18 protein-coding genes and 1 tRNA gene are annotated in these 23440 nt (G+C 66.0%); 17 read left to right on the top strand and 2 right to left on the bottom strand.

Translation table 11 applies throughout. The features are described from left to right. Window positions 1-39: 39 nt before the first annotated feature. The 13 genes from AB1281_RS06085 to AB1281_RS06145 all read left to right on the top strand — a co-directional run bounded on the left by AB1281_RS06085 (window position 40) and on the right by AB1281_RS06145 (window position 12617). Window positions 40-231 carry a hypothetical protein gene (locus tag AB1281_RS06085; RefSeq protein WP_430345305.1) on the top strand — a complete coding sequence of 64 codons (192 nt, stop codon included), beginning with the start codon at window positions 40-42 and terminating at the stop codon, window positions 229-231. Window positions 232-789: 558 nt separating this feature from the next. After that, window positions 790-1686 carry a dihydropteroate synthase gene (gene folP, locus AB1281_RS06090; RefSeq protein WP_430345306.1) on the top strand — a complete coding sequence of 299 codons (897 nt, stop codon included), beginning with the start codon at window positions 790-792 and terminating at the stop codon, window positions 1684-1686. Continuing rightward, window positions 1686-2639, top strand: coding sequence for a tRNA (adenosine(37)-N6)-dimethylallyltransferase MiaA (gene miaA, locus AB1281_RS06095; protein ID WP_430345307.1), 954 nt, complete (start codon window positions 1686-1688; stop codon window positions 2637-2639). Before folP ends, miaA begins: the two co-directional genes overlap by 1 nt. Window positions 2640-2735: 96 nt before the next feature. After that, window positions 2736-3011 (top strand): RNA chaperone Hfq, encoded by a 276-nt coding sequence (gene hfq, locus AB1281_RS06100; RefSeq protein ID WP_004152891.1) that lies wholly within the window; start codon window positions 2736-2738, stop codon window positions 3009-3011. Between the two features lie 14 nt (window positions 3012-3025). Next, window positions 3026-4336, top strand: coding sequence for a ribosome rescue GTPase HflX (gene hflX / locus AB1281_RS06105; RefSeq protein WP_430345308.1), 1311 nt, complete (start codon window positions 3026-3028; stop codon window positions 4334-4336). Window positions 4337-4433: 97 nt separating this feature from the next. Continuing rightward, window positions 4434-4934: a CinA family protein gene (locus tag AB1281_RS06110; protein ID WP_430345309.1), complete on the top strand. Its 501-nt coding sequence runs from the start codon at window positions 4434-4436 to the stop codon at window positions 4932-4934. Between the two features lie 34 nt (window positions 4935-4968). Continuing rightward, window positions 4969-6651, top strand: a complete 1683-nt coding sequence (gene ubiB, locus AB1281_RS06115) for a 2-polyprenylphenol 6-hydroxylase (protein ID WP_075676554.1) — start codon at window positions 4969-4971, stop codon at window positions 6649-6651. Window positions 6652-6857: 206 nt separating this feature from the next. Beyond that, window positions 6858-7493, top strand: a complete 636-nt coding sequence (lexA, locus tag AB1281_RS06120; protein ID WP_005412936.1) for a transcriptional repressor LexA — start codon at window positions 6858-6860, stop codon at window positions 7491-7493. Between the two features lie 204 nt (window positions 7494-7697). Continuing rightward, complete coding sequence (gene recA, locus AB1281_RS06125; RefSeq protein ID WP_010484252.1) at window positions 7698-8735, top strand: recombinase RecA; 1038 nt, start codon at window positions 7698-7700, stop codon at window positions 8733-8735. Window positions 8736-8845: 110 nt separating this feature from the next. Then, window positions 8846-9337 carry a recombination regulator RecX gene (gene recX, locus AB1281_RS06130; protein ID WP_430345310.1) on the top strand — a complete coding sequence of 164 codons (492 nt, stop codon included), beginning with the start codon at window positions 8846-8848 and terminating at the stop codon, window positions 9335-9337. A 109-nt stretch (window positions 9338-9446) separates the two neighbouring features. Continuing rightward, entirely contained in the window at window positions 9447-12095 is a 2649-nt protein-coding gene (gene alaS / locus AB1281_RS06135) for an alanine--tRNA ligase (RefSeq protein ID WP_430345311.1), read from the top strand. Between the two features lie 147 nt (window positions 12096-12242). Further along, window positions 12243-12446 carry a carbon storage regulator CsrA gene (gene csrA / locus AB1281_RS06140; protein WP_004152909.1) on the top strand — a complete coding sequence of 68 codons (204 nt, stop codon included), beginning with the start codon at window positions 12243-12245 and terminating at the stop codon, window positions 12444-12446. Between the two features lie 78 nt (window positions 12447-12524). Beyond that, window positions 12525-12617 (top strand) — tRNA-Ser (locus tag AB1281_RS06145). A gap of 120 nt (window positions 12618-12737) precedes the next feature. Here AB1281_RS06145 and AB1281_RS06150 read toward each other — a convergent pair. Next, window positions 12738-15068, bottom strand: coding sequence for a TonB-dependent receptor (locus AB1281_RS06150; RefSeq protein WP_430345312.1), 2331 nt, complete (start codon window positions 15066-15068; stop codon window positions 12738-12740). 222 nt (window positions 15069-15290) lie between these two features. Between AB1281_RS06150 and AB1281_RS06155 the strand changes: the two genes are divergently transcribed. After that, window positions 15291-15773: a LuxR family transcriptional regulator gene (locus tag AB1281_RS06155; protein WP_430345313.1), complete on the top strand. Its 483-nt coding sequence runs from the start codon at window positions 15291-15293 to the stop codon at window positions 15771-15773. Between the two features lie 51 nt (window positions 15774-15824). On the opposite strand, the gene aceE is transcribed toward AB1281_RS06155, so the two are convergent. Further along, window positions 15825-18497 carry a pyruvate dehydrogenase (acetyl-transferring), homodimeric type gene (gene aceE, locus AB1281_RS06160; RefSeq protein WP_430345314.1) on the bottom strand — a complete coding sequence of 891 codons (2673 nt, stop codon included), beginning with the start codon at window positions 18495-18497 and terminating at the stop codon, window positions 15825-15827. 327 nt (window positions 18498-18824) lie between these two features. Here aceE and AB1281_RS06165 point away from each other — a divergent pair, with 327 nt between their 5' ends. From AB1281_RS06165 to AB1281_RS06175, 3 genes are all read left to right on the top strand, one after another. Continuing rightward, window positions 18825-19340, top strand: coding sequence for an RNA polymerase sigma factor (locus AB1281_RS06165; RefSeq protein ID WP_049445649.1), 516 nt, complete (start codon window positions 18825-18827; stop codon window positions 19338-19340). Further along, on the top strand, window positions 19337-20359 hold the full coding sequence (locus AB1281_RS06170) for a FecR family protein (RefSeq protein WP_430345315.1): 1023 nt from the start codon (window positions 19337-19339) through the stop codon (window positions 20357-20359). The genes AB1281_RS06165 and AB1281_RS06170 overlap by 4 nt, the downstream gene beginning before the upstream one ends. Before the next feature lie 141 nt (window positions 20360-20500). Then, window positions 20501-23434 (top strand): TonB-dependent receptor, encoded by a 2934-nt coding sequence (locus AB1281_RS06175; RefSeq protein ID WP_430345316.1) that lies wholly within the window; start codon window positions 20501-20503, stop codon window positions 23432-23434. Window positions 23435-23440 lie beyond the last annotated feature (6 nt).

Here is a 23440-nt window from a genome sequence, read left to right on the forward strand (position 1 = left end):
GAGAATGGCACGTTCTCCCCAATTGCCTGACCGCCCGCGATGAACCAGCAAGCCCCGAAGCCCGAACCGATTTCCCACACCGCCGAAATGGTCATCGCAACCGTGGTCGGCGTGGGTGTGGGCCTGGGGGCCGACAACCTGCTGCTGGGCTGCGTGGTGGGTATCGCGGTCGGCATCGTGCTGAGCATCGCCAAGACCCTGTACGTGGACCGCAAGCGCCGCCGCCGTTGAAGGGTATCGGCAGGGCTGCGCCCTGCACCTGCGGTAGTGCCGGCCGCTGGCCGGCAACCTCAACAGCAACAGCAGAAGCGGGCATTCCTTGGGATGGTGGGGCGGCGTCGGAGTGCGGGGACGCCGTAAACCCGTCCATGGGGGCTTGGCAGCCGCATCCATGCGGCTGACACCCCGCACTCCGACACCGCCCCACCTTCGACAGATTCCTGTTGCTGTTGGTAGATGTCGACCTTGGTCGACACATCTGTCAGATGTCGACGTACAAGAATGGGGTCAGATCCGTTTTCCTCCGGAAAACGGATCTGACCCCAAGAGCTGCTCCGACAGATCGCAGAAATCTGTCGAAGGCGGGGTGGGTCTGGTTGTGGGAGTGTCCGCGGCATGGATGCTGCGGCCAAGCCCCCAATGACGGGTTCACGGCGTCTCCCGCAACCGGACCCACCCCGCCATCACACGGAATGCCGCAGTTGCTGTTGCTGTAGCTCTGGCCTCTGCGGGTGCAGGGCGCCGCCCTGCCGAACTAAACTACCCGCCGTTGTCCCTGCAGGATTGCCCATGTTCGATACCTCGCCCCAGCTCGATTGCGCCGGCCGCATCCTGCGCCTCGACCGTGCCCGGGTCATGGGCATCGTCAACGTCACCCCGGACTCGTTCTCCGATGGCGGCGCGCACGACACCACCGAGTCGGCGGTCGCCCATGGCCTGAAGCTGGTCGAGGAGGGCGCGGACCTGCTCGATATTGGTGGCGAATCGACCCGCCCGGGCGCCGCGCCGGTATCGGTCGAGGAAGAGCTGCGCCGGGTGATTCCGGTGATCGAGCAGCTGGCCGCCCGTACGCAGGTTCCGATCAGCATCGACACCTTCAAGCCGGAGGTGATGCGTGCGGCCGTGGCCGCCGGCGCGGGCATGATCAATGACATCTATGGCCTGCGCCAGGAGGGTGCGCTGGACGCCGCCGCTGAAGCCGGCGTGCCGGTGGTGTTGATGCACATGCAGGGCGAACCCGGCCACATGCAGGCCGATCCGCACTACGACGACGTGGTTGCCGAGGTGCACGGTTTCCTGGTGCAGCGCCTGTTCGCTGCAGAAATGGCCGGCATCGCGAAGAAGAACCTGCTGGTTGACCTCGGTTTCGGCTTCGGCAAGACCACGGCCCACAACATGACCCTGCTGGCGCGCTCGGAACGCTTCCTGGAACTGGGCGTGCCGATGCTGGCCGGCCTGTCGCGCAAGCGCAGCCTTGGTGAGCTGACTGGCCGCGACCTGCCGTCCGAGCGGGTGGCGGCCTCGGTGGCCGCGCATCTGATCGCGGTGCAGCGCGGTGCACGCATCGTTCGCGTGCATGACGTGGCGGCCACCGTCGATGCGTTGAAGGTCTGGCAGGCGGTCGAGGCGGTGCCCACGCCGCGCGCCGACGCCACGCCGACGATCCGTTGGCCGGACGAAGACTGATGGGTATCGACCGGCGCCCGCTGGCGATCGCGGTGATGGGGCCGACCGCCAGTGGCAAGACCGCCACCGCGATTGCCCTGGCGCAGCAACTGGACGGCGAAATCGTCAGCGTCGATTCGGCGCTGGTGTACCGCCACCTGGATATCGGCTCGGCCAAGCCCGATGCGGCCGAGCGCGCGCAGGCACTGCACCATCTGCTGGACCTGCGCGATCCCTGGCAGACGTACTCGGCGGCCGAATTCGCCGCTGATGCCGGCCGGGTCGTGGCCGACATCGTGGCGCGTGGCAGGACACCGATCCTGGCCGGTGGCACCGGCCTGTACTTCCGGGCGCTGCTGCAGGGTCTGTCGCCGATGCCGGAGGCCGATCCGGCGACGCGCGAAGCGCTCAGCGCCGAAGCCGCCGAACGCGGCTGGGCGGCACTGCATGCGGAACTGGCCAAGGTTGATCCGGCGGCCGCCGCACGCATCCATGCCACCGACCCGCAGCGGATCCAGCGGGCGCTGGAGGTCTATCGCCTGACCGGCACCCCCATCACGGAGTGGCAGCGCCGGCCGGGCGTGGCGCCGTTGCCGGTGCGCACGCTCAAGCTGGTCCTGGCCCCACGTGACCGCGCCGTACTGCACCAGCGCATCGAGGCGCGCTTCGACGCCATGCTGGCGCAGGGCTTTCTGGACGAGGTGCGGACACTGCGCGCGATGCCGGAAATGGCCGCCGTGGAGACGCCGTTGGACCTGCCGGCGGTGCGTGCGGTCGGCTATCGCCAGGCCTGGGAGTACCTGGACGGGGAGGGCGATGCCGCCCGTTTCCGTGACAAGGCGATCTTCGCCACCCGCCAGCTGGCCAAGCGCCAGCTGACCTGGCTGCGCGGCGAGCTTGATGCGCGCTGGTTCGACCCCCATATCGACCACGAGCGCCTGGCCGGCGCGGTGTCGACCTTCGTCGCACGCTGAACCCCCGCCAGCCGTGTAACATCATCGGTCGGCGGGCGGCTCGGGGGCCGTGGCAACCGTCGGCAACCCAATAAGAACAATAATCAGGAGTGTGCAATGTCCAAGGGGCAATCGCTGCAGGATCCTTTCTTGAACGCACTGCGGCGCGAACGCGTGCCGGTTTCGGTGTACCTGGTGAACGGCATCAAGCTGCAGGGCACGATCGAGTCGTTCGACCAGTTCGTGGTCCTGCTGCGCAACACGGTCAGTCAGATGGTCTACAAGCACGCCATTTCCACGGTGGTTCCGGCACGCAATGTGAAGGTCGGTCCGGGCGGTGGTTATGTGCAGTCGGGTGAAGGTGGTCAGGCAGGTGATGAAGCAGACGAGTAATACCGGAGCGGTGAATGTTTGACCGCTCGAAAAAGGGCGAACACGCCCTGCTGATCCAGCCCCATTTCGGCAAGCTGGAAGACGATGTGCTTGAAGAGTTCGGTGATCTGGCCCGCTCGGCTGGGGCCAGCATCGCCGCGACGATCACCGCGCGCCTGGATCGCCCGAATCCGTCGACCCTGATCGGCAGCGGCAAGCTGGACGAGATCAAGGCCGCGGCCGATGCCAGCGGTGCCGACCTGATCCTGGTCAACCATGCGTTGAGCCCGGGCCAGGAGCGCAACCTGGAACGCTTCCTCGAGCGCCGGGTGATCGACCGTACCGGCCTGATCCTGGACATCTTCGCCCAGCGTGCGCACAGCCACGAAGGCAAGCTGCAGGTCGAGCTGGCGCAGCTGCGTCACCTGGCCACGCGGCTGGTGCGCGGCTGGACCCACCTGGAGCGTCAGCGCGGCGGTTCGATCGGCCTGCGCGGCCCGGGTGAAACCCAGCTGGAAACCGACCGCCGCCTGCTGCAGAAGCGGGTCGAGCAGCTGCAGAAGCGCCTGGAAAAGGTGGAAGTGCAGCGCACCCAGATGCGCCGTGCGCGCGTGCGCAGCGAGCTGCCGCGTGTCGCCCTGGTGGGCTACACCAACGCTGGCAAATCGACCCTGTTCAACGCCATGACCGGCGCTGAGGCCTACGCCGCCGACCAGCTGTTCGCAACGCTGGATCCGACCGTGCGCCGCATCGCGGTGCCGGGCGGCAACGTGGTGCTGGCCGACACCGTCGGCTTCGTCCGCGATCTGCCGCATGATCTGGTCGCTGCGTTCCGCTCGACCCTGTCCGAGGCGCGCGAGGCCGATTTCCTGCTGCACGTGGTCGATGCTGCCGATCCGCACCGCGAGGAGCGCATCGCCCAGGTGGACGAGGTGCTGACCGCGGTCGGTGCCGGTGACCTGCCGCAGTTGCTGGTGTTCAACAAGATCGACCGCATCGAAGGTGCCGACGTCCGCCACGATGGCCAGGATGGCGTGCCCGACGAGTCGCGTCGTGAACGCGTCTGGATTTCCGCGCGTGACGGGCAGGGCCTTGAGCTGCTTCAGGCAGTGCTGGGCAAGCGCCTGGGCCTGCAGCATGTCACCGGCGAATTGCGCCTGCCGCCGGATGCCGGCCGCCTGCGTGCGCGCCTGCACCAGCTGGAAGTGATCCGCAGCGAACAGGCCGATGAAGAGGGCTGGCTGCTGCAGGTGGACCTGCCGATCGCCGAAGCCGAGAAGCTGGCCGCCAGTGCCGATGGCGCGCCGATCCGGGCGCTGCTGCCGGAGAAACTGCCGGAGTGGTGAGGTAGCGCCGGGCCAGGCCCGGCCGCTGCCATCGCGGCGGCCCGCGACATCCAGCTGTCATCTGCGGTACAACGTGCAGGTTCTTCACCCCACCGTCATGCCGATGTCCATCCCCACCAACGCCGATCTCAACGCCCAGTCCGCCGCGCTCGGGCAGCGCCTGCAACAGGCCTCGCTGCAGCTGGTAACCGCCGAAAGCTGCAGTGGCGGCTGGATCGCCAAGTGCATGACCGACATCGCCGGTTCCTCGGCGTTCTTCGACTGCGGCATGGTGGTCTACAGCTACGAGGCCAAGCAGCGCCTGCTGGGCGTACGTGCGCAGACCCTGGAGCAGTACGGTGCGGTCAGCCGCGAAACCGTGCTGGAAATGGTGTCCGGCGCACTGGTCAATTCCGGTGCCGGCATCGCCGTGGCGGTCACCGGCATCGCCGGCCCCGGCGGTGGCAGTCCGGACAAGCCGGTCGGCAGTGTCTGGATCGGCTGGAAGCGCCGTGGTGGCTACGCCCGCGCCGAGCTGTTCCAGTTCGACGGCGACCGCGAAGCCATCCGCCGGCAAACCGTGGCGGCGGCATTGCGCGGTATCGACGCCCAGCTGTGACATGCTGCTCCGGTAATCGTCCGGAGCACGCATGATGTGGGAAACGCTGGGCACGGTCCGTGACCTGGGCCGACTGCAGGAAATCGCCGTCGTCCTGATCCGCTATGGCTTCGGCGACGTGGTGCGGCGCATCGGCCTGGCCAGCACGCTGGAGCGGGCAGGGCGCCTGCTGCACTGGAACGAGGAGCGGCAGGAACTGCTGCGGATGACCGCGCCGGTGCGCGTGCGCAGCGCGATGCAGGATCTCGGCCCGACCTTCGTCAAGCTTGGCCAGGTGCTGGCGACGCGCGTTGACCTGCTGCCGCCGGAATGGATCGCCGAGCTCTCTGAACTGCAGAACGCAGTGCCGGCGCTGCCATATGCGGATATCCGCGAGCAGCTCGAAGCCGACCTGGGCGCATCGCCCGCCGATGTGTTCGCCTTCCTCGATGAAACCCCGATGGCCGCCGCCTCGCTGGCGCAGGCGCATCGCGCGCGCCTGCATGATGGTCGCGAGGTGGTGCTGAAGGTGCGGCGCCCCGGCATCCGCGATGTGGTCGAGGCCGACCTGCGGCTGCTGGCGCGGTTGGCAGAGATCGTCGAGGCGCGCCTGCCGGACCTGCGTCGTTACCGCCCGGCTGAGGTCGTGCAGCAGTTCACCGTGTCGCTGCGCCGCGAGCTGGATTTTGCCGCCGAATGCCGCAATGCCGAGCGCATCGCGCGCAACTTCAAGGGCCGCGACGACATCCTGATTCCCGACGTGCACTGGCAGTGGACCTGCGAAAGCCTGAATGTGCAGGACTTCGTCGACGGCATTCCCGGGCGCGACCTGGCCGGCGTCGACGCGGCGGGCCTGGACCGGCGCGAATTGGCGCGACGCGGTGCGGACATCGTGCTGAAGATGGTGCTGGAGGACGGCAGCTTCCATGCCGACCCGCACCCCGGCAACATCATCTACCTGCGTGACGGCCGCATCGGCGTGATCGATTTCGGCATGGTCGGTGCGTTGTCGGAGGTGCGCCGCTTCCAGGTCGCGCAGTTGCTGCATGGCCTGGTCGAGCAGGACCCGCAGGGCGTGGCCGACGTGCTGCTGGACTGGGCCGGTGGGGTGGAAGTGGACGAGAACCGGCTGCAGCACGACATCAGCCAGTTCGTCGACCAGTACCGCGGCGTGCCGTTGAAGGACCTGCGGATCGGCCTGATGCTGGGCGACATCACCCAGCTGCTGCGCAGCTACAGCCTGACCCTGCCGGCCGACCTGGCGTTGATGATCAAGGCGTTCCTGACCCTGGAAGGCATGGGCCGGCAGCTCGACCCGGATTTCGACATGGCCAGTGCTGCGCGCCCCTTCCTGGAGCGGGTGGTGCTGCAGCGCTACGCGCCCAGGGCGCTGCTCAAGCGCGGCCGGCGCAGCCTGCTGGGCCTGGTCGACTTCGCCGGCGAACTGCCACGCGACCTGCGCAAGCTGGTCCAGGCAGCCCGCCGTGGGCGCCTGCAGCTGAAGGTGGAAACCAGCGCGCTGCAGGGCTTCGGCGAGCAGGTCAACCGCGCCGCGAACCGGCTGGTGATGGGCATCGTCACCGCCGCATTGATCATCGGCTCGTCGATCGTGATGCACAGCGTTGGTGGCGTCTCCAGCCGCTGGCTGCTGGCGCTGGGCGTGTGCGGTTTCATCGGCGCCGGCTTCTGCGGCGTGTGGATCCTGTTCTCGATATGGAGAAGCGGTAAACACACGTAGGCAGGTGCACGAAGTGCGCCTGTCGCGGTTCCACAGGAACCGCAGAATCGCGCAGCGATTCCTGTAGGGCCGAGCCATGCTCGGCTGCTCTTGCCCAGGTCAGCCCAGCCGTTCGCGCGATTGCCGAGCACGGCTCGGCACCACAGCTCTCGCCGAGTCGCCCCCGGCACTTGCAGTTCCATGCATTAGTAGTAATACTACTAACCATGGACCTGACCGACACCCAGCAGGCGATCCTGCAGTTGATCGCCGAGCGTATCGAGAGCGAAGGCGCGCCGCCGTCGCAGACTGAAATCGCACGTGCGTTCGGCTTCAAGGGCGTACGCGCGGCCCAGTACCACCTGGAAGCCCTGGAGCAGGCCGGTGCGATCCGTCGCATCCCCGGCCAGGCCCGCGGCATCCGCCTGGTGCAGGCACCGCCGGTCGAAAAGCTGGCCGAGCCGGGCCTGCCCGACAGCGTCCTGCGCCTGCCGGTGCTGGGCCGGGTCGCGGCCGGCCTGCCGATCGGCGCCGACATCGGCTCGGACGATTTCGTGGTGCTGGACCGGGTGTTCTTCTCGCCGGCGCCGGACTACCTGCTGAAGGTGCAGGGCGATTCGATGATCGACGAGGGCATCTTCGACGGTGACCTGATCGGTGTGCACCGCACCCGCGATGCCCATTCCGGGCAGATCGTGGTGGCCCGCATCGATGACGAGATCACCGTGAAGCTGCTGAAGATCGCCAAGGACCGCATCCGCCTGCTGCCGCGCAACCCCGACTACAAGCCGATCGAGGTGCTGCCGGATCAGGACTTCGCGATTGAAGGCCTCTATTGCGGCCTGCTGCGGCCCAACCGTTGACCTGTTCCACAGCGCATTACCCCGCGGTCTTTTGTGGCGATTCTCTGGTTCCACTGAGGTTGGTACGGATGTCCGATAATTCTTTTCAGAGCGCCGGGCAGAATCTCAGCCTGTGCGATACGTCCGACTTAAAGTGAACCCATGGCAAAGAAGACCCCCAAAGACAGCACCCCCAACGACACGACCTCTGCAAGGACCAATCCGATGGACGAGAACAAGAAGCGCGCCCTCGCTGCAGCTCTGGGCCAGATCGAAAAGCAGTTCGGCAAGGGCTCGGTGATGCGCATGGGCGACCGCGTGGTCGAACCCGTCGAAGCCATCCCGACCGGTTCGCTGATGCTCGATATCGCGCTGGGCATTGGCGGTCTGCCGAAGGGCCGTGTCGTTGAGATCTACGGTCCGGAATCCTCGGGCAAGACCACGCTGACCCTGCAGGCCATCGCCGAATGCCAGAAGATGGGCGGCACCGCGGCCTTCATCGACGCCGAGCACGCGCTGGATCCGATCTACGCCGCCAAGCTGGGCGTGAACGTGGACGACCTGCTACTGTCGCAGCCGGATACCGGTGAGCAGGCGCTGGAAATCGCCGACATGCTGGTCCGTTCCGGTTCGGTCGACATCCTGGTGATCGACTCGGTCGCCGCGCTGACCCCGAAGGCCGAAATCGAAGGCGAAATGGGCGACCAGCTGCCGGGCCTGCAGGCCCGCCTGATGAGCCAGGCGCTGCGCAAGCTGACCGGCAACATCAAGCGCTCCAATACCCTGGTGGTCTTCATCAACCAGCTGCGCATGAAGATCGGCGTGATGATGCCGGGCCAGAGCCCGGAAACCACCACCGGCGGCAACGCGCTGAAGTTCTACGCCTCGGTCCGCCTGGACATCCGTCGCATCGGCGCGATCAAGAAGGGCGACGAGATCATCGGCAACCAGACCAAGATCAAGGTCGTCAAGAACAAGCTGGCGCCTCCGTTCAAGCAGGTCATCACCGAGATCCTGTACGGCGAGGGCATCAGCCGCGAAGGCGAACTGATCGATATGGGCGTGGACGCCAAGCTGGTCGAGAAGGCCGGTGCCTGGTACAGCTACGGCGAAGAACGCATCGGCCAGGGCAAGGACAATGCCCGCGGCTACCTGCGCGACAACCCGACGGTCGCCGCCAAGCTCGAAGCCGAGCTGCGCGAGAAGTTCCAGCCGACCGAAGCCAGCCGTGAGGAAGGCGACGACGAAGGCGACGACGAATAAGGCTTGCTGTGGGGCAGGGCGGCGCCGTCAGTGACGTCGCCCTGTCCCGCAGGTTCGAATCGCCCAGGGATGGGCAGGGCGCCACGGACGGCGCCACCCTTGGAGCACCGATGTCCGACGCTGACGACATTCCCACCGGCCGCAAACGTCGGCCGCGCGAGCAGACGCCCGTGCAACGGGCACTGGGCCTGCTTGTCCGCCGTGAGCACTCGCGCAAGGAACTCACCCGTAAGCTGACCGCTCGCGGCATCGAAGACGAAGCCGCGCAGGCCGCTGTCGCCAAGCTGACCGAAGCCGGCTGGCAGGACGACACCCGATTTGCCGAGAACCTGGTGCGGATGCGCGCCAACACCGGCTATGGTCCGATCCATGTCCGTGCCGAACTGGGTACCCATGGCCTGGACAGTGCCGCGATTGCGGCGGCGATGGACAGCTACGAAGGCGACTGGCAGGAAAATGCCCGTGATCTGGTCCGCCGACGCTTCGGCGAGGCCGGTCCGCAGGACCTGACGCAGCGGCGCAAGGTCGCCGATCTGCTGGCCCGGCGGGGCTTCGACGGCGACAGCATCCGCCGTGCGACCCGCTACGACCCGGATGACTGAGACTGGCGGCGCCGGGCCTGATACCCTTTAGGTTTTCGGCGGTCCCTCGCGACCCTGGCCAACGCGGCCGGTGGTCCGGGTCCGCCGGCCCGCAGACTGCCAGCCCCCAATGAACGCATCCGCCAAATTCACGACTTCCCAGATCCGCAGCGACTTCCTTGAATTCTTCAAGGGCAAAGGCCACACCATCGTGCCGTCGGCGCCGCTGGTGCCGGGCAATGATCCGACCCTGCTGTTTACCAACTCCGGCATGGTGCAGTTCAAGGACGTGTTCCTTGGCGCGGAGAAGCGCAGCTACGTGCGCGCGGCCGACGTGCAGCGCTGCCTGCGCGCGGGCGGCAAGCACAACGACCTCGACCAGGTCGGCTACACCGCCCGTCACCACACCTTCTTCGAAATGCTGGGCAACTGGTCGTTCGGCGACTACTTCAAGAAGGACGCGATCGCCTGGGCCTGGGAGCTGCTGACCCAGGTCTGGAAGCTGCCGGCCGAGCGCCTGCTGGTCACCGTCTACCAAACCGACGATGAGGCCTACGCGCTGTGGCGCGACATGGTGGGCGTGCCGGAAGAGCGCATCGTGCGCATCGGCGACAACAAGGGCGCACCGTTCGCCTCGGACAACTTCTGGCAGATGGCCGACACCGGTCCGTGCGGCCCGTGCACCGAGATCTTCTACGACCACGGTGACCATATCGCCGGCGGCCCCCCGGGCTCCCCGGATGAGGACGGCGACCGCTTCATCGAAATCTGGAACCTGGTGTTCATGCAGTTTGACCGCCAGCCCGACGGCACCCTGGTGCCGCTGCCGGCGCCGTGCGTGGATACCGGCATGGGCCTGGAGCGCCTGGCGGCGATCCTGCAGCACGTGCACACCAACTACGAGATCGACCTGTTCCAGGCCCTGATCCGCAAGGCGTCCGAGCTGACCGGTACCGCCGACCTGGAAAACAAGTCGCTGCGCGTGATCGCCGATCACATCCGCGCCTGTTCGTTCCTGATCGTCGACGGCGTGCTGCCGTCCAACGAAGGCCGCGGCTACGTACTGCGCCGTATCATCCGCCGCGCCCTGCGCCATGGCTGGATGCTGGGTGTGCGCCAGCCGTTCTTCAGCAAGCTGGTGCCGACCCTGGTCGAGCAGATGGGCGAGGCCTACCCGGAGCTGCCGGCGGCGGTGGATACCGTCACCCGTGCGCTGCAGGCCGAGGAAGAGCGTTTCGCTGAAACCCTCGATGCCGGCATGAAGATCTTCGAGGACGTGGCCGGCAAGGCCAGCAATGGCGTGATCCCGGGCGTTGACGCCTTCCGCCTGTACGACACCTATGGCTTCCCGCTCGACCTGACCCAGGACATCGCCCGCGAGCGCGACCTGACGGTCGACATCGCCGGCTTCGATGCCGCGATGGAACAGCAGCGCGAGACCGCACGTGCGGCCGGCAAGTTCGGCGGCGGCGTGACCCTGCCGGCCGAGCTGGTGGCCACCCTCAGCCCGACCGTGTTCCTGGGCTATGACCGCCTGCAGGCCGACGGCCTGAGCGTGCTCGCCCTGCTGAAGGACGGTCGCCCGGTGCAGTCGGCCGATGCGGGTGATTCGGTCATCGTCATCACCAACCAGACCCCGTTCTACGCCGAATCCGGCGGCCAGGTCGGTGACACCGGCGTGCTGACCGGCAACGGCGTGCGCCTGGCGGTGGAGGACACCCAGAAGTTTGCCGGCCAGTTCCATGGCCACGTCGGCACCCTGTCCGAAGGCGGCCTGAAGGTCGGCGATGTCCTGTCCGGCCAGGTCGATGGCGAGCGCCGTGGCGCCACCATCCTCAACCACTCGGCCACCCACCTGCTGCACGCCGCGCTGCGCGAAGTGCTGGGTACCCACGTGCAGCAGAAGGGCTCGCTGGTCGCGCCGGACCGCCTGCGTTTCGACTTCTCGCACTTCCAGCCGATCAGCGCGGAAGAGCTGGCGGTGATCGAGCGCAAGGTCAACCAGCAGGTGCGTGCCAACAACGCCGCCGAAGTGCACACCATGGCCATGCAGGAAGCGCTGGACTTCGGCGCGATGGCCCTGTTCGGCGAGAAGTACGGTGAGCACGTGCGCGTGCTGAAGATGGGTGACTACTCCACCGAGCTGTGCGGCGGCACCCACGTCAACCGTACCGGCGACATCGGCCTGTTCAAGATCACCTCCGAGGGCGGTGTTTCCGCCGGCGTGCGCCGCATCGAGGCGGTCACCGGCCAGGGCGCCCTGGATTACGTGGACGCCGAAGAGGCCCGCCTGGCCGAGGCCGCCGACCTGCTCGGCGGCAGCGCTGCCGACGTGGTCGAGAAGATCCGTGCGCTCGGCCAGCGCCAGAAGCAGCTGGAACGCGAACTGGACGCCGTGAAGGCCAAGGTCGCCGCCGGCGCCACGGCCGACCTGTCCGGCCAGGCCGTCGAGGTTGCCGGCGTGAAGGTGCTGGCCGCCCGCCTGGAGGGCTTCGATGCCAAGGCCCTGCGTGATGCCGTGGACCGCCTGAAGCAGCAGCTCGGCAACGCGGTGATCGTGCTGGCCGGCGCCCAGGACGGCAAGGCGGCCCTGGTCGCGGGCGTGAACGGCAGCGCAATGGGCAAGGTCAAGGCCGGGGAACTGTTGTCCCATATCGCCGGTCAGATCGGGGGCAAGGGCGGCGGACGCCCGGACCTCGCCCAGGGTGGTGGCGAGGACGGGCCCGCCCTTGCCACTGCGCTGGCTGCAGTCGTCGAATGGGTCAGCCCCCGCCTGTGATGAACCCTGCCGTCCCCCTCCTTGTAGGAGCGGGACGGCTGACGGTACCATTGCGAATCTTTTCCCTTTGTCGTGGTAGCGCTTCTTGACGGAGCGTCAAGCCGGTGGGGGATACCCTTCCACACGGTTCCATGGAGACTTACAAAAATGTTGATCCTGACTCGCCGCGTCGGCGAAACCCTGATGATCGGTGACTCGGTGAGCGTCACCGTGCTTGGCGTCAAGGGTAACCAGGTGCGTATCGGCATCACTGCGCCGAAGGACGTCGCTGTGCATCGCGAAGAGATCTACCAGCGCATCCAGCGTGGTGATGAAGCCGGTGGCACCGGTAGCGAAAATTCTGCCGAATAACGCTTTACCTTCGCACTCGATTAACGTTATGATTCACGCCCCGCTGAGGTGCAACGCACCAGACGCGGAGAAAACCCCGGAGTGATGCCCGAGTGGCCGAAGGGGCTCCCCTGCTAAGGGAGTATAGGGTCAAAAGCTCTATCGAGGGTTCGAATCCCTCTCACTCCGCCAGATACAAAGAAGCGCCTGCAGATCCTCGATCTGCAGGCGTTTTTCTTTGCTCCAGTACTCATCTCTGAATCACCATCCACCGATCATCGATCAGTGGATGGCGGCGGATCCATTGTCCGCTCAGAGCTTCACCGTCACCCCCACCTGGAAGCCCAGCCCCGGCAGTGGTGCGATGTACTTCAGTGGCGAGTTGTGCGGCCGTGCTTCTTCATTGAGCAGGTTGCTGCCGTTGACGAAAATTTCCATGCCGGCGATGTAGCTGTTGCGCACTGGGAGTTCGCGGCTGACCTGCAGGTCGACCAGGTTGAATGCATCCAGCGGCACTTCCTCGCTGACATTTCGACCAAGGTACTTCTGCGTGTCGTAGTAGGTGCTGGACAGTTGTGCCTTCCAGCCTTCGCGCTGCCACTGCAGGTTGGCGCCGTAACGGTTGGTCGGCATGTTCGGCAGGTACTCGCCGTCGTTGTGGGCGCGCAGCGAATCGGGGTGGTCGGCCTTGTTCTTCACCAGGTCGGCGAAGGCGGAGACGTTCAACGTGCCATAACGGCCCAGGTCCAGTGCCTGCGACGCGTCGATCTCGAAGCCCTTCACCGTGGTGTCGGTCTGCTTCCAGTACTTCAGTGGCAGGCGGTTGGCGGTCTGCAGGCCGGAGTAGCCGAGGTAGAGGTAGTTCTCGTACCGCATCCGGTACGCGGTGGCGGACAGCTCGAAACCACCGAGGTGGAACAGGCCGGTCAGTTCCAGGTTCTTCGCGCGCTCCGGTTCCAGGTTCTGGTTGCCTTCTTCCTGCGTCATCACCGAGTAGTGCGCGTTGCTGGCATACAGCTCGTTGATTTCCGGGGCGCGCTGTGAGGATGAGTAACGGACCTTGGCCGCGAACAAGGGGCCGAGCTCGACGTACGAGCCGAGGCTGTAGCTGTTGAGCCGGTAATCGCGGTCCTGCAGTCTGGTGTTGGCGGCATTGCGCGCGGTCTTGAAGCGGCTGGGCTGCAGTGCGTGGTCGACGCGCTCGTGGCGCACGCCGGCATCGAAGGTGGCCCAGCCGAAGTCGAGCGTTTCCTTCAGGAACACCGCATTGCTGCGCGTGTCCACGTCCGGCAGGTAGCGCTGCGAGCCGCTGCCGGTGACATCACGCGACTGATGACTGAAACCGAGCAGGCCGCTGAGCGGGCCGACGCGTTGATGGCTGAGCAGCAACTCGGCCTGGGTGCTCTCGAAATCGTAGTCGTTGGCCTTGGTGGCGCCCAGCCGCTCGCCCGAGGTGTTGTCCAGCCTGGAAACGCGGAGTTCCGCGCGCTCGAACCACGGCAGCGGATCGCGCAGCAGGGCTTCCAGCGCGTAGCGCTGTTGCTTGATCACCACGCCCACCGGCAGGCCATCGGCATAGTTGGAACCGAACGACAGGTTCTGCATCGAGAAGCCCGGTACGCCGTACTCGCTGTCCTTGGCATCGATGCTGACACCCACGTAGCCACGGTCGAAGAACAGGGTCGAGCCGAAGGCCACCTGACTGTTGCGCGCATAGCTGTTGCCCAGCCGGTGATGGTAGTCGGGCGTCACATCGTTGTTGATCTGCTTCTGCACGTACGACGGCGTGCCGGGCACGTAGGCCGGGTTGACCGGATTGATGTAGGTGCGGCGCTGCCAGATCGAGGTCGGACTGTTCGTGTAGAACGAGAAATCGCCGTCGGCCCAGTCCGGGTTCTCGGTCATGAACTGGTCGATGTACGGCTGCGAGGCCTTGTTGTAGAGCTGCTGGACGCGCGCTTCTTTCTGGCAGCTGTCGGCCAGCGCCGAATTGACGCCGCCACCGGCCGGGAACAGCCCGGTGTTGCAGACACTGGCCTTGCTGTTGCCGGGGATGTCGTAGTGCGAGATGCGCTGGCGCGATACCTGCAGGTTGGTGGAGAAATTGCGCTGGTTGTTGAAGTTCATGCGGAAGCCCTGCGCGTCGGCGGCGTTGAAGCCCTTGCGCAGGACCAGCTCCATCGACTGGTCCTTGTCTTCCATGCTGCGCGAGATCAGGCCCGAGTCGATCTCCACGCTGCCGCCGATCGCGTTGCCGCCATAGCGCACCGTGTCGGAGGATTTGTTGACGGTGACGCTGCGCACGAACAGTGGATCGAACGGAATGTTGATGTCGCCGCTGATCGCGTTCATGCCCAGAATCGACTGGCCGTCCTGCAGGATCTGCACGCGGTTGCCGCTGAGGCTGCGGATGACCGGGGCGCCCGCGTTCGGCCCGAAGGCGGTGCTCTGCACACCGGAAACGTGTTCGAGCAGGCCGCCGAGGGTGCGGTTCTGCGCCTGTGGGTTGTCGACGGTGACCCGGCTGTCGATGCGCGAGGGCTGAGAGGCCTGGACCTGGAGGGTGGGGAGGGTGGGTTCGTCCGCGGCCTGGGCGGTGTGGACGGCGAACAGAATGGCTGCAGCAAGGAGATGGCGGCGCATGACACGATCCGTGAAGTTGACGTGAAATGTTATAACGTAACTATTTGTATCGACAAGGGCGGATTGGACCTTGCCGGCGGGCCGGAAACGCGGAAGGCGCTGATGCGGTTGCCTTGCATTCAGTGCACTGCTTGTGCGGGTCGCCGATGCTGTGCACGATCCGAGGCGCTGCCCCCCCACCGCGCCTTACGCAGCGCCTTCTTCACTGGAACGGAGCACCCCATGAAGCTGTTGTCCGCTGTGTTGTTGTCTGCGCTTTCACTTTCCGCCGTTCCGGCGCTGGCAGTGGAGGCCCCGCCCTCACCGCTGCTGGGGCGCTGGTCGCTGGATATCACCACATCAGCGCTGCCCGAGGCGCAGCGCCCGAAGCAGGTGGTTCTGGAGTTCAAGGACGCCGGTGCCGGGCGTTGGAGTTCACACGTGGACATCGTCCTGCACGACGGCAAGACCATGAAATCCGACGGCACGCTGGCCCTGGATGGCACGCCGGGCGCCCTGTCCGGCACCTATGGCGCGGACAAGGCCAACCTGAAACTGCCTGCACCGAACACGCTGGTGATGCAGCTGGTGGACCATGGCACGCCGGCCTCCACCCGCATCTACACGGTGGCGGATGACCAAGCGACGATGACCGAGACCAAGGCGTTCTACGGTCACGACGGTACGCCGATCCTGCAGACCAACCTGTTCAAGCGCATGCCGTAGCGATGCTGCATTCACCACGCCCGCCGAACGGGCGTGGTGAACGCAGCGGCCTTACACGGCGGCCGGATCGCGCTTGCCGGTGTCGATGCCGTACATGTCGATGGCGTGCTGCATCCGCGAGCGCTCGATGCGGCCTTCATCGGCCAGCGACTTCAGGGCGGCCAGCACGATGAAGTGGCGATCCACTTCGAAGAAGGTGCGCAGCGATTCACGCGAGTCGGAGCGGCCGAAGCCATCGGTTCCCAATGCGGTGAAGCGGCGGTCGTTGATGAAGGGACGGATCTGGTCGCCGACGATCTTCATGTAGTCGGTGGCCACCACCACAGGCCCTTCGTGGCCCAGCAGGCAGTGTTGCACGTAGGGTACGCGCGGTTTCTCGGTCGGATGCAGCAGGTTCCAGCGTTCGGCGGCGAGGCCGTCGCGGCGCAGTTCGGTCAGGCTGGTCGCGCTCCAGACATCGCTGGCGACACCGAAGTCCTGTTGCAGCAGCACGGCCGCCGCTTCCACTTCGCGCAGGATCGAACCGCTGCCCATCAGCTGCACGCGTGGCTGCGAGGTGCTGTCGGCGGCTGCAGGGCGCAGCAGGTACAGGCCCTTCAGGATGCCGGCCTCGGCGCCCTCGGGCAGTGCCGGCTGCGGGTAGTTCTCGTTGAGTACGGTGATGTAGTAGTAGATGTCTTCCTGATCGACGTACATGCGGCGCAGGCCGTCGTGGATGATCACTGCCAGCTCGTAGTTGTAGGTCGGGTCGTAGGACACGCAGCTCGGAATCACTGACGACAGCACGTGGCTGTGGCCGTCATCGTGCTGCAGGCCTTCGCCCATCAGCGTGGTGCGGCCCGACGTGGCACCGAGCAGGAAGCCGCGGGTGCGCGCGTCGGCAGCGGCCCAGGCAAGGTCACCCACGCGCTGCAGGCCAAACATCGAGTAGAAGATATAGAACGGAATCGTCGCCAGGCCGTGGTTGCTGTAGGCGGTACCGGCGGCGATCCACGAACAGATCGCTCCGGATTCGTTGATGCCTTCCTGCAGGATCTGGCCGTCCTTGGCTTCCTTGTAGTAACTCAGCTGGCCGGCGTCCTGCGGGGTATACAGCTGGCCCAGGTAGGAGTGGATGCCGATCTGGCGGAACAGGCCTTCCATGCCAAAGGTGCGCGATTCATCGGGCACGATCGGAATGACCAGCCTGCCCAGTTCCGGGTCCTTCAGCAGGCGGGTGAGGATGCGCACGAAACCCATGGTGGTGGACTGGCCACGATCACCGCTGCCCTGCAGCTGGCTGCTGAAGATCGACAGCGGCGGCAGCGGCAGCGGATCGACCTTGGCCAGGCGCGCCGGCAGCTGTCCGCCCTGGATGCGGCGGCGCTCGGCAAAGTAGATGGCTTCGGCGCTGCCCGGTTCTGGACGCAGGTATGGCATCTCCTCCAGCTGCTCGTCGCTGACCGGCAGGTTGAAGCGGTCGCGGAAGGCGCGCACCGCATCGGCGCTCATCTTCTTCAGCTGGTGGTTGATGTTCTGGCCTTCGCCGGCTTCGCCCATGCCGAAACCCTTGACCGTCTTGGCCAGGATCACCGTCGGCCGGCCGCTGGTGTCCACCGCCTGCTGGTAGGCGGCGAACACCTTCTGCGGATCATGGCCACCACGTGCGAGCGCCCAGATGTCGTCGTCGCTCATGTGCGCGACCAGCGCCAGCAGTTCGGGGTAGCGGCCGAAGAAATGCTCGCGCACGTAGGCGCCGTTCTGCGACTTGAAGGTCTGGTAGTCGCCGTCCACGCATTCCATCATGCGCTGGCGCAGCAGGCCGCTGTGGTCGCGGGCCAGCAGGTCGTCCCAGCCGCTGCCCCAGATCAGCTTGATCACGTTCCAGCCGGCCGCCCGGAAGGTGCCTTCCAGCTCCTGGATGACCTTGGCGTTGCCGCGCACCGGACCGTCCAGGCGCTGCAGGTTGCAGTTGACCACGAACACGATGTTGTCCAGCCGCTCGCGGCCGGCCAGCGAGATCGCCGCCAGCGATTCGGGCTGGTCCATCTCGCCGTCGCCGAGGAAGGCCCAGACCTTGCGGCCCTGGTGCTGCTTCAGGCCGCGGTACTCGAGGTAACGCATGTAGCGCGCCTGGTAGGCGGCGGTCAGCGGGCCCAGGCCCATCGACACGGTGGGGAACTGCCAGAACTCCGGCATCAGGCGTGGGTGTGGGTACGAGGACAGGCCTTCGCGGCCGGCTTCGCGGCGGAAGTTGTCCATCCGTGCCGGATCGATGCGGCCTTCCACGTACGCGCGTCCGTAAATGCCCGGCGCGGAATGGCCCTGGATGTAGATCATGTCGCCGTCGAAGGTGTCGGTACGGCCACGGAAGAAGTGGTCGAAGCCCACGTCGTACAGCACCGCCGCTGACTGGTAGGTGGCGATGTGACCACCGACGTTGGAGTGCTTGCCCGCGCGCAGCACCATCACCATCGCATTCCAGCGGATCATCGCGTTCAGGCGGCGCTCGATGGCCAGGTCACCCGGGTAGGCCGGCTGGCGCTCGGGCGGGATGGTGTTGACGTAGGCGGTCCATGCGCGCGCATGCAGGTCGCCGTGCTGCTGCGCATCCAGCTCGCTGAGCTGGTCGATCAGGTAATGCGCGCGTGGCCGGCCACCGGCCTGCATCACCGCCTCCAGAGATTCACGCCACTCCCGCGTTTCCAGTGGGTCGGTATCGAAGGGGATCAGGGCTTGGTTCATGACTGTCTCCAGAGGGCCGCGGTCGGACTCCTGCCTGGGCGACAACACCGGCAGGGCGCACAGCACTGGAGCGGAGTCGCAACGGCGGGGCCGTAACGCGAAGGGCGACCGTCGCGGTCACCGGGGAGGCAAGCGTAGGCCTGGCCCCGTGCCTTCGATAGGCGGGCCCGGCTTGGGTCTCTGGCAAGCAAGGGTTGGTGCGGTGCGCCGTATCATGGACGGATGTGCTGGGCGGGGAGTGCCTGGCCTGGCCGCCTGCTGCAACGCCACTGTCATCGATGGCCGTCACCCTGCTGGCCTTTCCAGCCTCGGGGTGGTTGGCCGGCCGTGAACAGCGTGAGGATCTGGGAGAAGAGCTACGCGCTGCGCCGACGGCTGCTGCGTGGCTTCTTCCTGCGCCGCGGTTCTGCCAGCGAAGACGCCGAGGACCTGGCGCAGGAGGTGTACCTGCGGCTGCTGCGGACCACCGGCGAGAATGCCGCAGCGATCGAGAACCCGGAGGCCTACCTGTTCACGGTCGCGGCCAACCTGGCACGCGAGCACGCGCGCGCGCGGTCGTCGCTGCCGCCGCTGGAAGACGTTGATCTGCTGGCGGAAGTGCTGAAGAGCGAAGAAGACATCGAAGGCGAGTTCGAGCGCGCGCAGCGCTGGAATGATATCCGCACCACCATCGCGCGACAGCCGGCGACCACGCGGCGGGTGATGGAGCTGCACTACCGCGACGGGCTGGATTGCCCGGCCATCAGCCAGCAGCTGCAGGTGTCGGTGCACATGGTGCGCAAGCACATCGGCAAGGGGCTGGAGGCCTGCAGGAAGGCGCTGGGCGCCAGGGAGCACACATGAACCGGAACGCATCGCCCGTGGCCGACGATACGATCGCCTGCGAGGCCATGGACTGGTTCCTGCGCAATCGCGAGGGAGCGCTGGACGAGGCCGGGCGGGTTGCGTTCCTGGACTGGATGAAGCGCTCGCCCGAACACGTGCGCGCCTATATGCACGCCCTTGCGCTGCACCGGCAGGTCGGCGAGGCACTGCAATCGCCGTTGCCTGAAGAGGCGCCGGTGCCGCAACGGCAGGCGGCGGCCAAAGTGGTGCCTCTGTTCGGTAGCGCATCCGCCGCGCCGCCCGCTGCGCCGCAGCGCCGCCGCACGCGCAGGTGGGTGATGGCTGCCGCAGCCTGTATCGCCCTGCTCGGCGTGGGCCTGGTTCCGCAGCTGATGCCCACCGAACAGCTGTACAGCGCCGACCACGGTGAACTGCGTGACCTGGTGCTGCCCGACCGGACACAGGTACGGCTCAATGCGGACAGCCGACTGCGGGTACGCATGGGCTGGTTCAGCCGCAAGGCGGAACTGCTGCAGGGCGAGGCAACGTTCGACATCGCACGCGATCGGCGCCCGTTCGAAGTGCAGGTGAACGGGTTGCAGATCCGCGACATTGGCACCGTGTTCGACGTATCCCGGCGATTGCAGGGTACGCGCATCGGCGTGGTCTCCGGCGAGGTGGAAGTATGGAGCCAGGGCACGGACGCGCGGCGCCTTGCACAGTTGGGCGAAGGCCGGGTCGTGCAGGTCGACGCGCGCAGCCATGCCGTGGAGTCGCTGGATGTGCCGCTGCCGATGCTGCTGGACTGGCAGCAACGCAAGGTGTCCTTCCTGGACGAACGACTGGATGAGGTGGCTGCCGCCTTCAATCGGCACAACCAGGTGCAGGTTCGGGTGCTGGATGAAGGCGCGGCGTCGGCGCGGTTGTCCGGCAGCCTGGACGCGCATCGCATCAGCGCGCTGCAGGCCTTCCTCGAACGCGATCCACGCTTTGTCGTGCGTCGCGAAGGCGACACGGTGCGGGTCGGCAGTCGCTGAAGGCGACGTGGCCGCGCACTGTCAAAAAAGATTCATCGAATCCGCGTTCTCCACTTCGGTGGAAGCGGGCTCTTACTTGGGAGAAGCCGCTGACGATCCGCACAGCGGCACCTGCTGCATTCTCTCTTCCAAGGACCCGTGATGCGCAACACGCTCTACCTGTCGATCATCCTCGCCCTGTCTCCCTGCAGCGTTCCGCTGGCGTCTGCGGCTACCGTCGATGGCCTGGAGGCCCGCGTGTCGGCGCCGATCGCGGCGCAGCCGCTGGCGCGTGCGCTGGAACAGTTGTCGCGCAGTTCCGGCGTGCAGTTCCTGTATTCGGGTAGCAGTGAAGCGCACATGGCCGGGGCGGTGCCGCGTGGTGCCACCGTCAAGCAGGCACTGGACGCGCTGCTGGCAGGGACCGGCCTGGGCTACACCGTGATGGATGGCAACGTCATCGCCATCGATCCGGCGCCCGCACGCAACGAACCGAAGCCGGCCGCGCCGAAGCCGCGCGAGGCCGAGGCGGTGGTGGCGCCGACCCTGGGCACGGTGAAGGTGATTGCCGCGCATGAGGTGATCGACCAGAAGAAGACCTCGCCGGTGATCAAGGATTCGGTGGTCTACGACGAGATGGACAGCTACGGCGACGAGACGCTGGCCGAAAGCCTGATGGCCGCGCCGGGCCTGAGTGCGGTGGAGGATGCCGGCGAGCCCCGTTACGTGACGGTGCGTGGCGTGCAGGCCAACCTCAACTACACCACCATCGATGGCATCGCGATTGCCAGCGTGGGTGGCAGTGGCTCGGGTGAGCGCATGAACAACCTGCAGCTGATTCCGAGTGACATCGGCACCCGTACCGACATCTACAAGAGCTTCAGCGCCGAGCAGGCGCCGGATGCGATCGGCGGCGTGATCGACATCATCAGCCGCAGCGCCTTCGACCGTTCCGGAAAGTACGTGTTCGCCGATGTGGCCGGTATCTATTCCACGGCCGAGACCAATGTCGAGCGCAGCGCCGGTGGCAACCACCAGACCCTGGGCCACTTCGGCAAGAGTGCCAAGATGGTGTTCTCCAACCAGTTTGGTGCCGACCAGGAATTCGGCATCGTCGCGGTGGCGCGCTATGAACAGCGTTCGCGCAACAGCGTCAAGCGCTGGGTGGAGTCGAATTATTACTACAACGACGCCGGCAAGTACCTCACCGACGGCACCACCGGGCCGGACGAGGCGAAGGGCTGGAACGGGCTGCGTGCGCCTGGCAATTTCAGCACCGGCACCTACACCAACTTCATCACCAACTTCGGTGGCTCGGCCAAGCTGGAATGGAAGCCGTCGGACGATCCGTTCTACGCGTCGCTGCTGCTGTACTCGTACCGGTTCTACGAGAACTCGACGATGAACAAGACCGATCTGTACGGCAACGCCAAATTTCCGATCCGCAACCAGACCGAAGACAGCGGCACCGCCCAGATCAACAGCATCTACATCAAGAACCGCCACGACCGCTGGGACCGCAGCAACCGCGGCGCCATCGCCAGCTTCAACTGGGATATCGGTGATCGCTCGCGGCTGACCCTGCGCGGTGGCCACACCGAAGAGACCTTCCACAACAGCCAGGTCTACTGGGGGGTACGCGCCTACCCGAGCAACCTGTTCGTCGACTACGAGAATGACAGCCATGGCTTTCCCAATGCGGTGGCGGTATCCGATTCCAGCCTGCTGACCAGCTCGGCGTTCAAGCTCAACCCGGCACAGGCCTATGTCTCGCCGCGGGATGCCAAGGAGAGCATCGACAATCTGCGCGCCGACTTCAGCTACAACATCGATGCCGACGCGCGTGGCTTCGGCCTGGCCGCCGGCGCCGAGTACCGTCACCTGAAGATCTGGCAGGACATCGACTTCGACTACTACAAGAGCAGTGCGACGCTCAACGATTACCTGTACCCGGGTTCAACCCTGCTGGGCAGCGTGCCGGGCTTCCCGCTGATCGACAACCGCAAGTGGAACGAGGAGCTGGCGCCGACGCTGGGCAGCAACAACGCGGCCTATCCGAATGCCAACTTCACCAGTGACTACAGGTACGTGGAGGACATCACCAACGCCTATGCCTCTGCCCACTATGCCTGGGACCGGTTGCTGCTGATCGGTGGCCTGCGCTACGACCACACCCGCTTCGATGCGTACAGCCCGTTCAGCGACGATGGCGGCACCACCTATACCTCGGCTTTCCGCAAGACGAGCGGCGGCTACAACAACCTGCTGCCGTCCTTGAATGCGACGTTCAAGCTCACCGAGGACCAGCGCCTGCGCTTCTCCGCCAGCCGAACGCTGGGCCGGCCGACGCCAAGCAACATCGCCCAGGCCACCACCACCAGCTGTGGCGATGACGAGGAGGGCAGGGGCTTCTGCACCATCAAGCAGGGCAATGCCAACCTGCAGCCGCGGCGCTCCACCAACATCGACCTGGCGTGGGACCTGTACTTCAACGGCAACAATGGCCTGGTCTCGATCGCGCTGTTCGACAAGGTGATCAAGGACGACATCTACACCCTGACCACGTTCGAGAACGTGGGTGACACGCGCTACCGGGTCACCCAGCCGATGAACACCGATGAGTCCAGGCTGCGCGGCGTCGAGTTCGCGGTGGCCAACCGCAACCTGCAGTGGGGCCGCCAGCGCTTCGACATGTACTTCAATGCCACGCGGCTGGAAGGCCAGACCAACTACCGCATCAGCGATGGCACCGAGCGCCGCCTGGATCGCCTGCTGTACCAGCCGGACTGGTCGCTCAATGGCTCGGTGATCTGGCGCATGCCGTGGAAGAGCGCGCAGCTGCGCCTGTCCGGAACCTACCGCAGCCGGATGCTGGTCGACTTCGGCGATACCCAGTGGCTGGATTCGTACTACGACCCGTACATGACCTTCAACATGGCCTTCAGCCACAAGGTCAGCAGGCACGTGACGCTGAAGTACGAGGCCAAGAACCTGTTCAACGCGCAGCCGACCTACAGCACCGGTCCGAACGGGCGCTTCCGTACCGAGATCGACGACTACGGCCGCTTCTTCTACTTCCACATCATCTACAACTGAGGGCAC

The sequence above is a fragment of the Stenotrophomonas sp. NRRL B-14846 genome (genome assembly GCF_050473585.1).
Taxonomy (GTDB): Bacteria; Pseudomonadota; Gammaproteobacteria; order Xanthomonadales; family Xanthomonadaceae; genus Stenotrophomonas.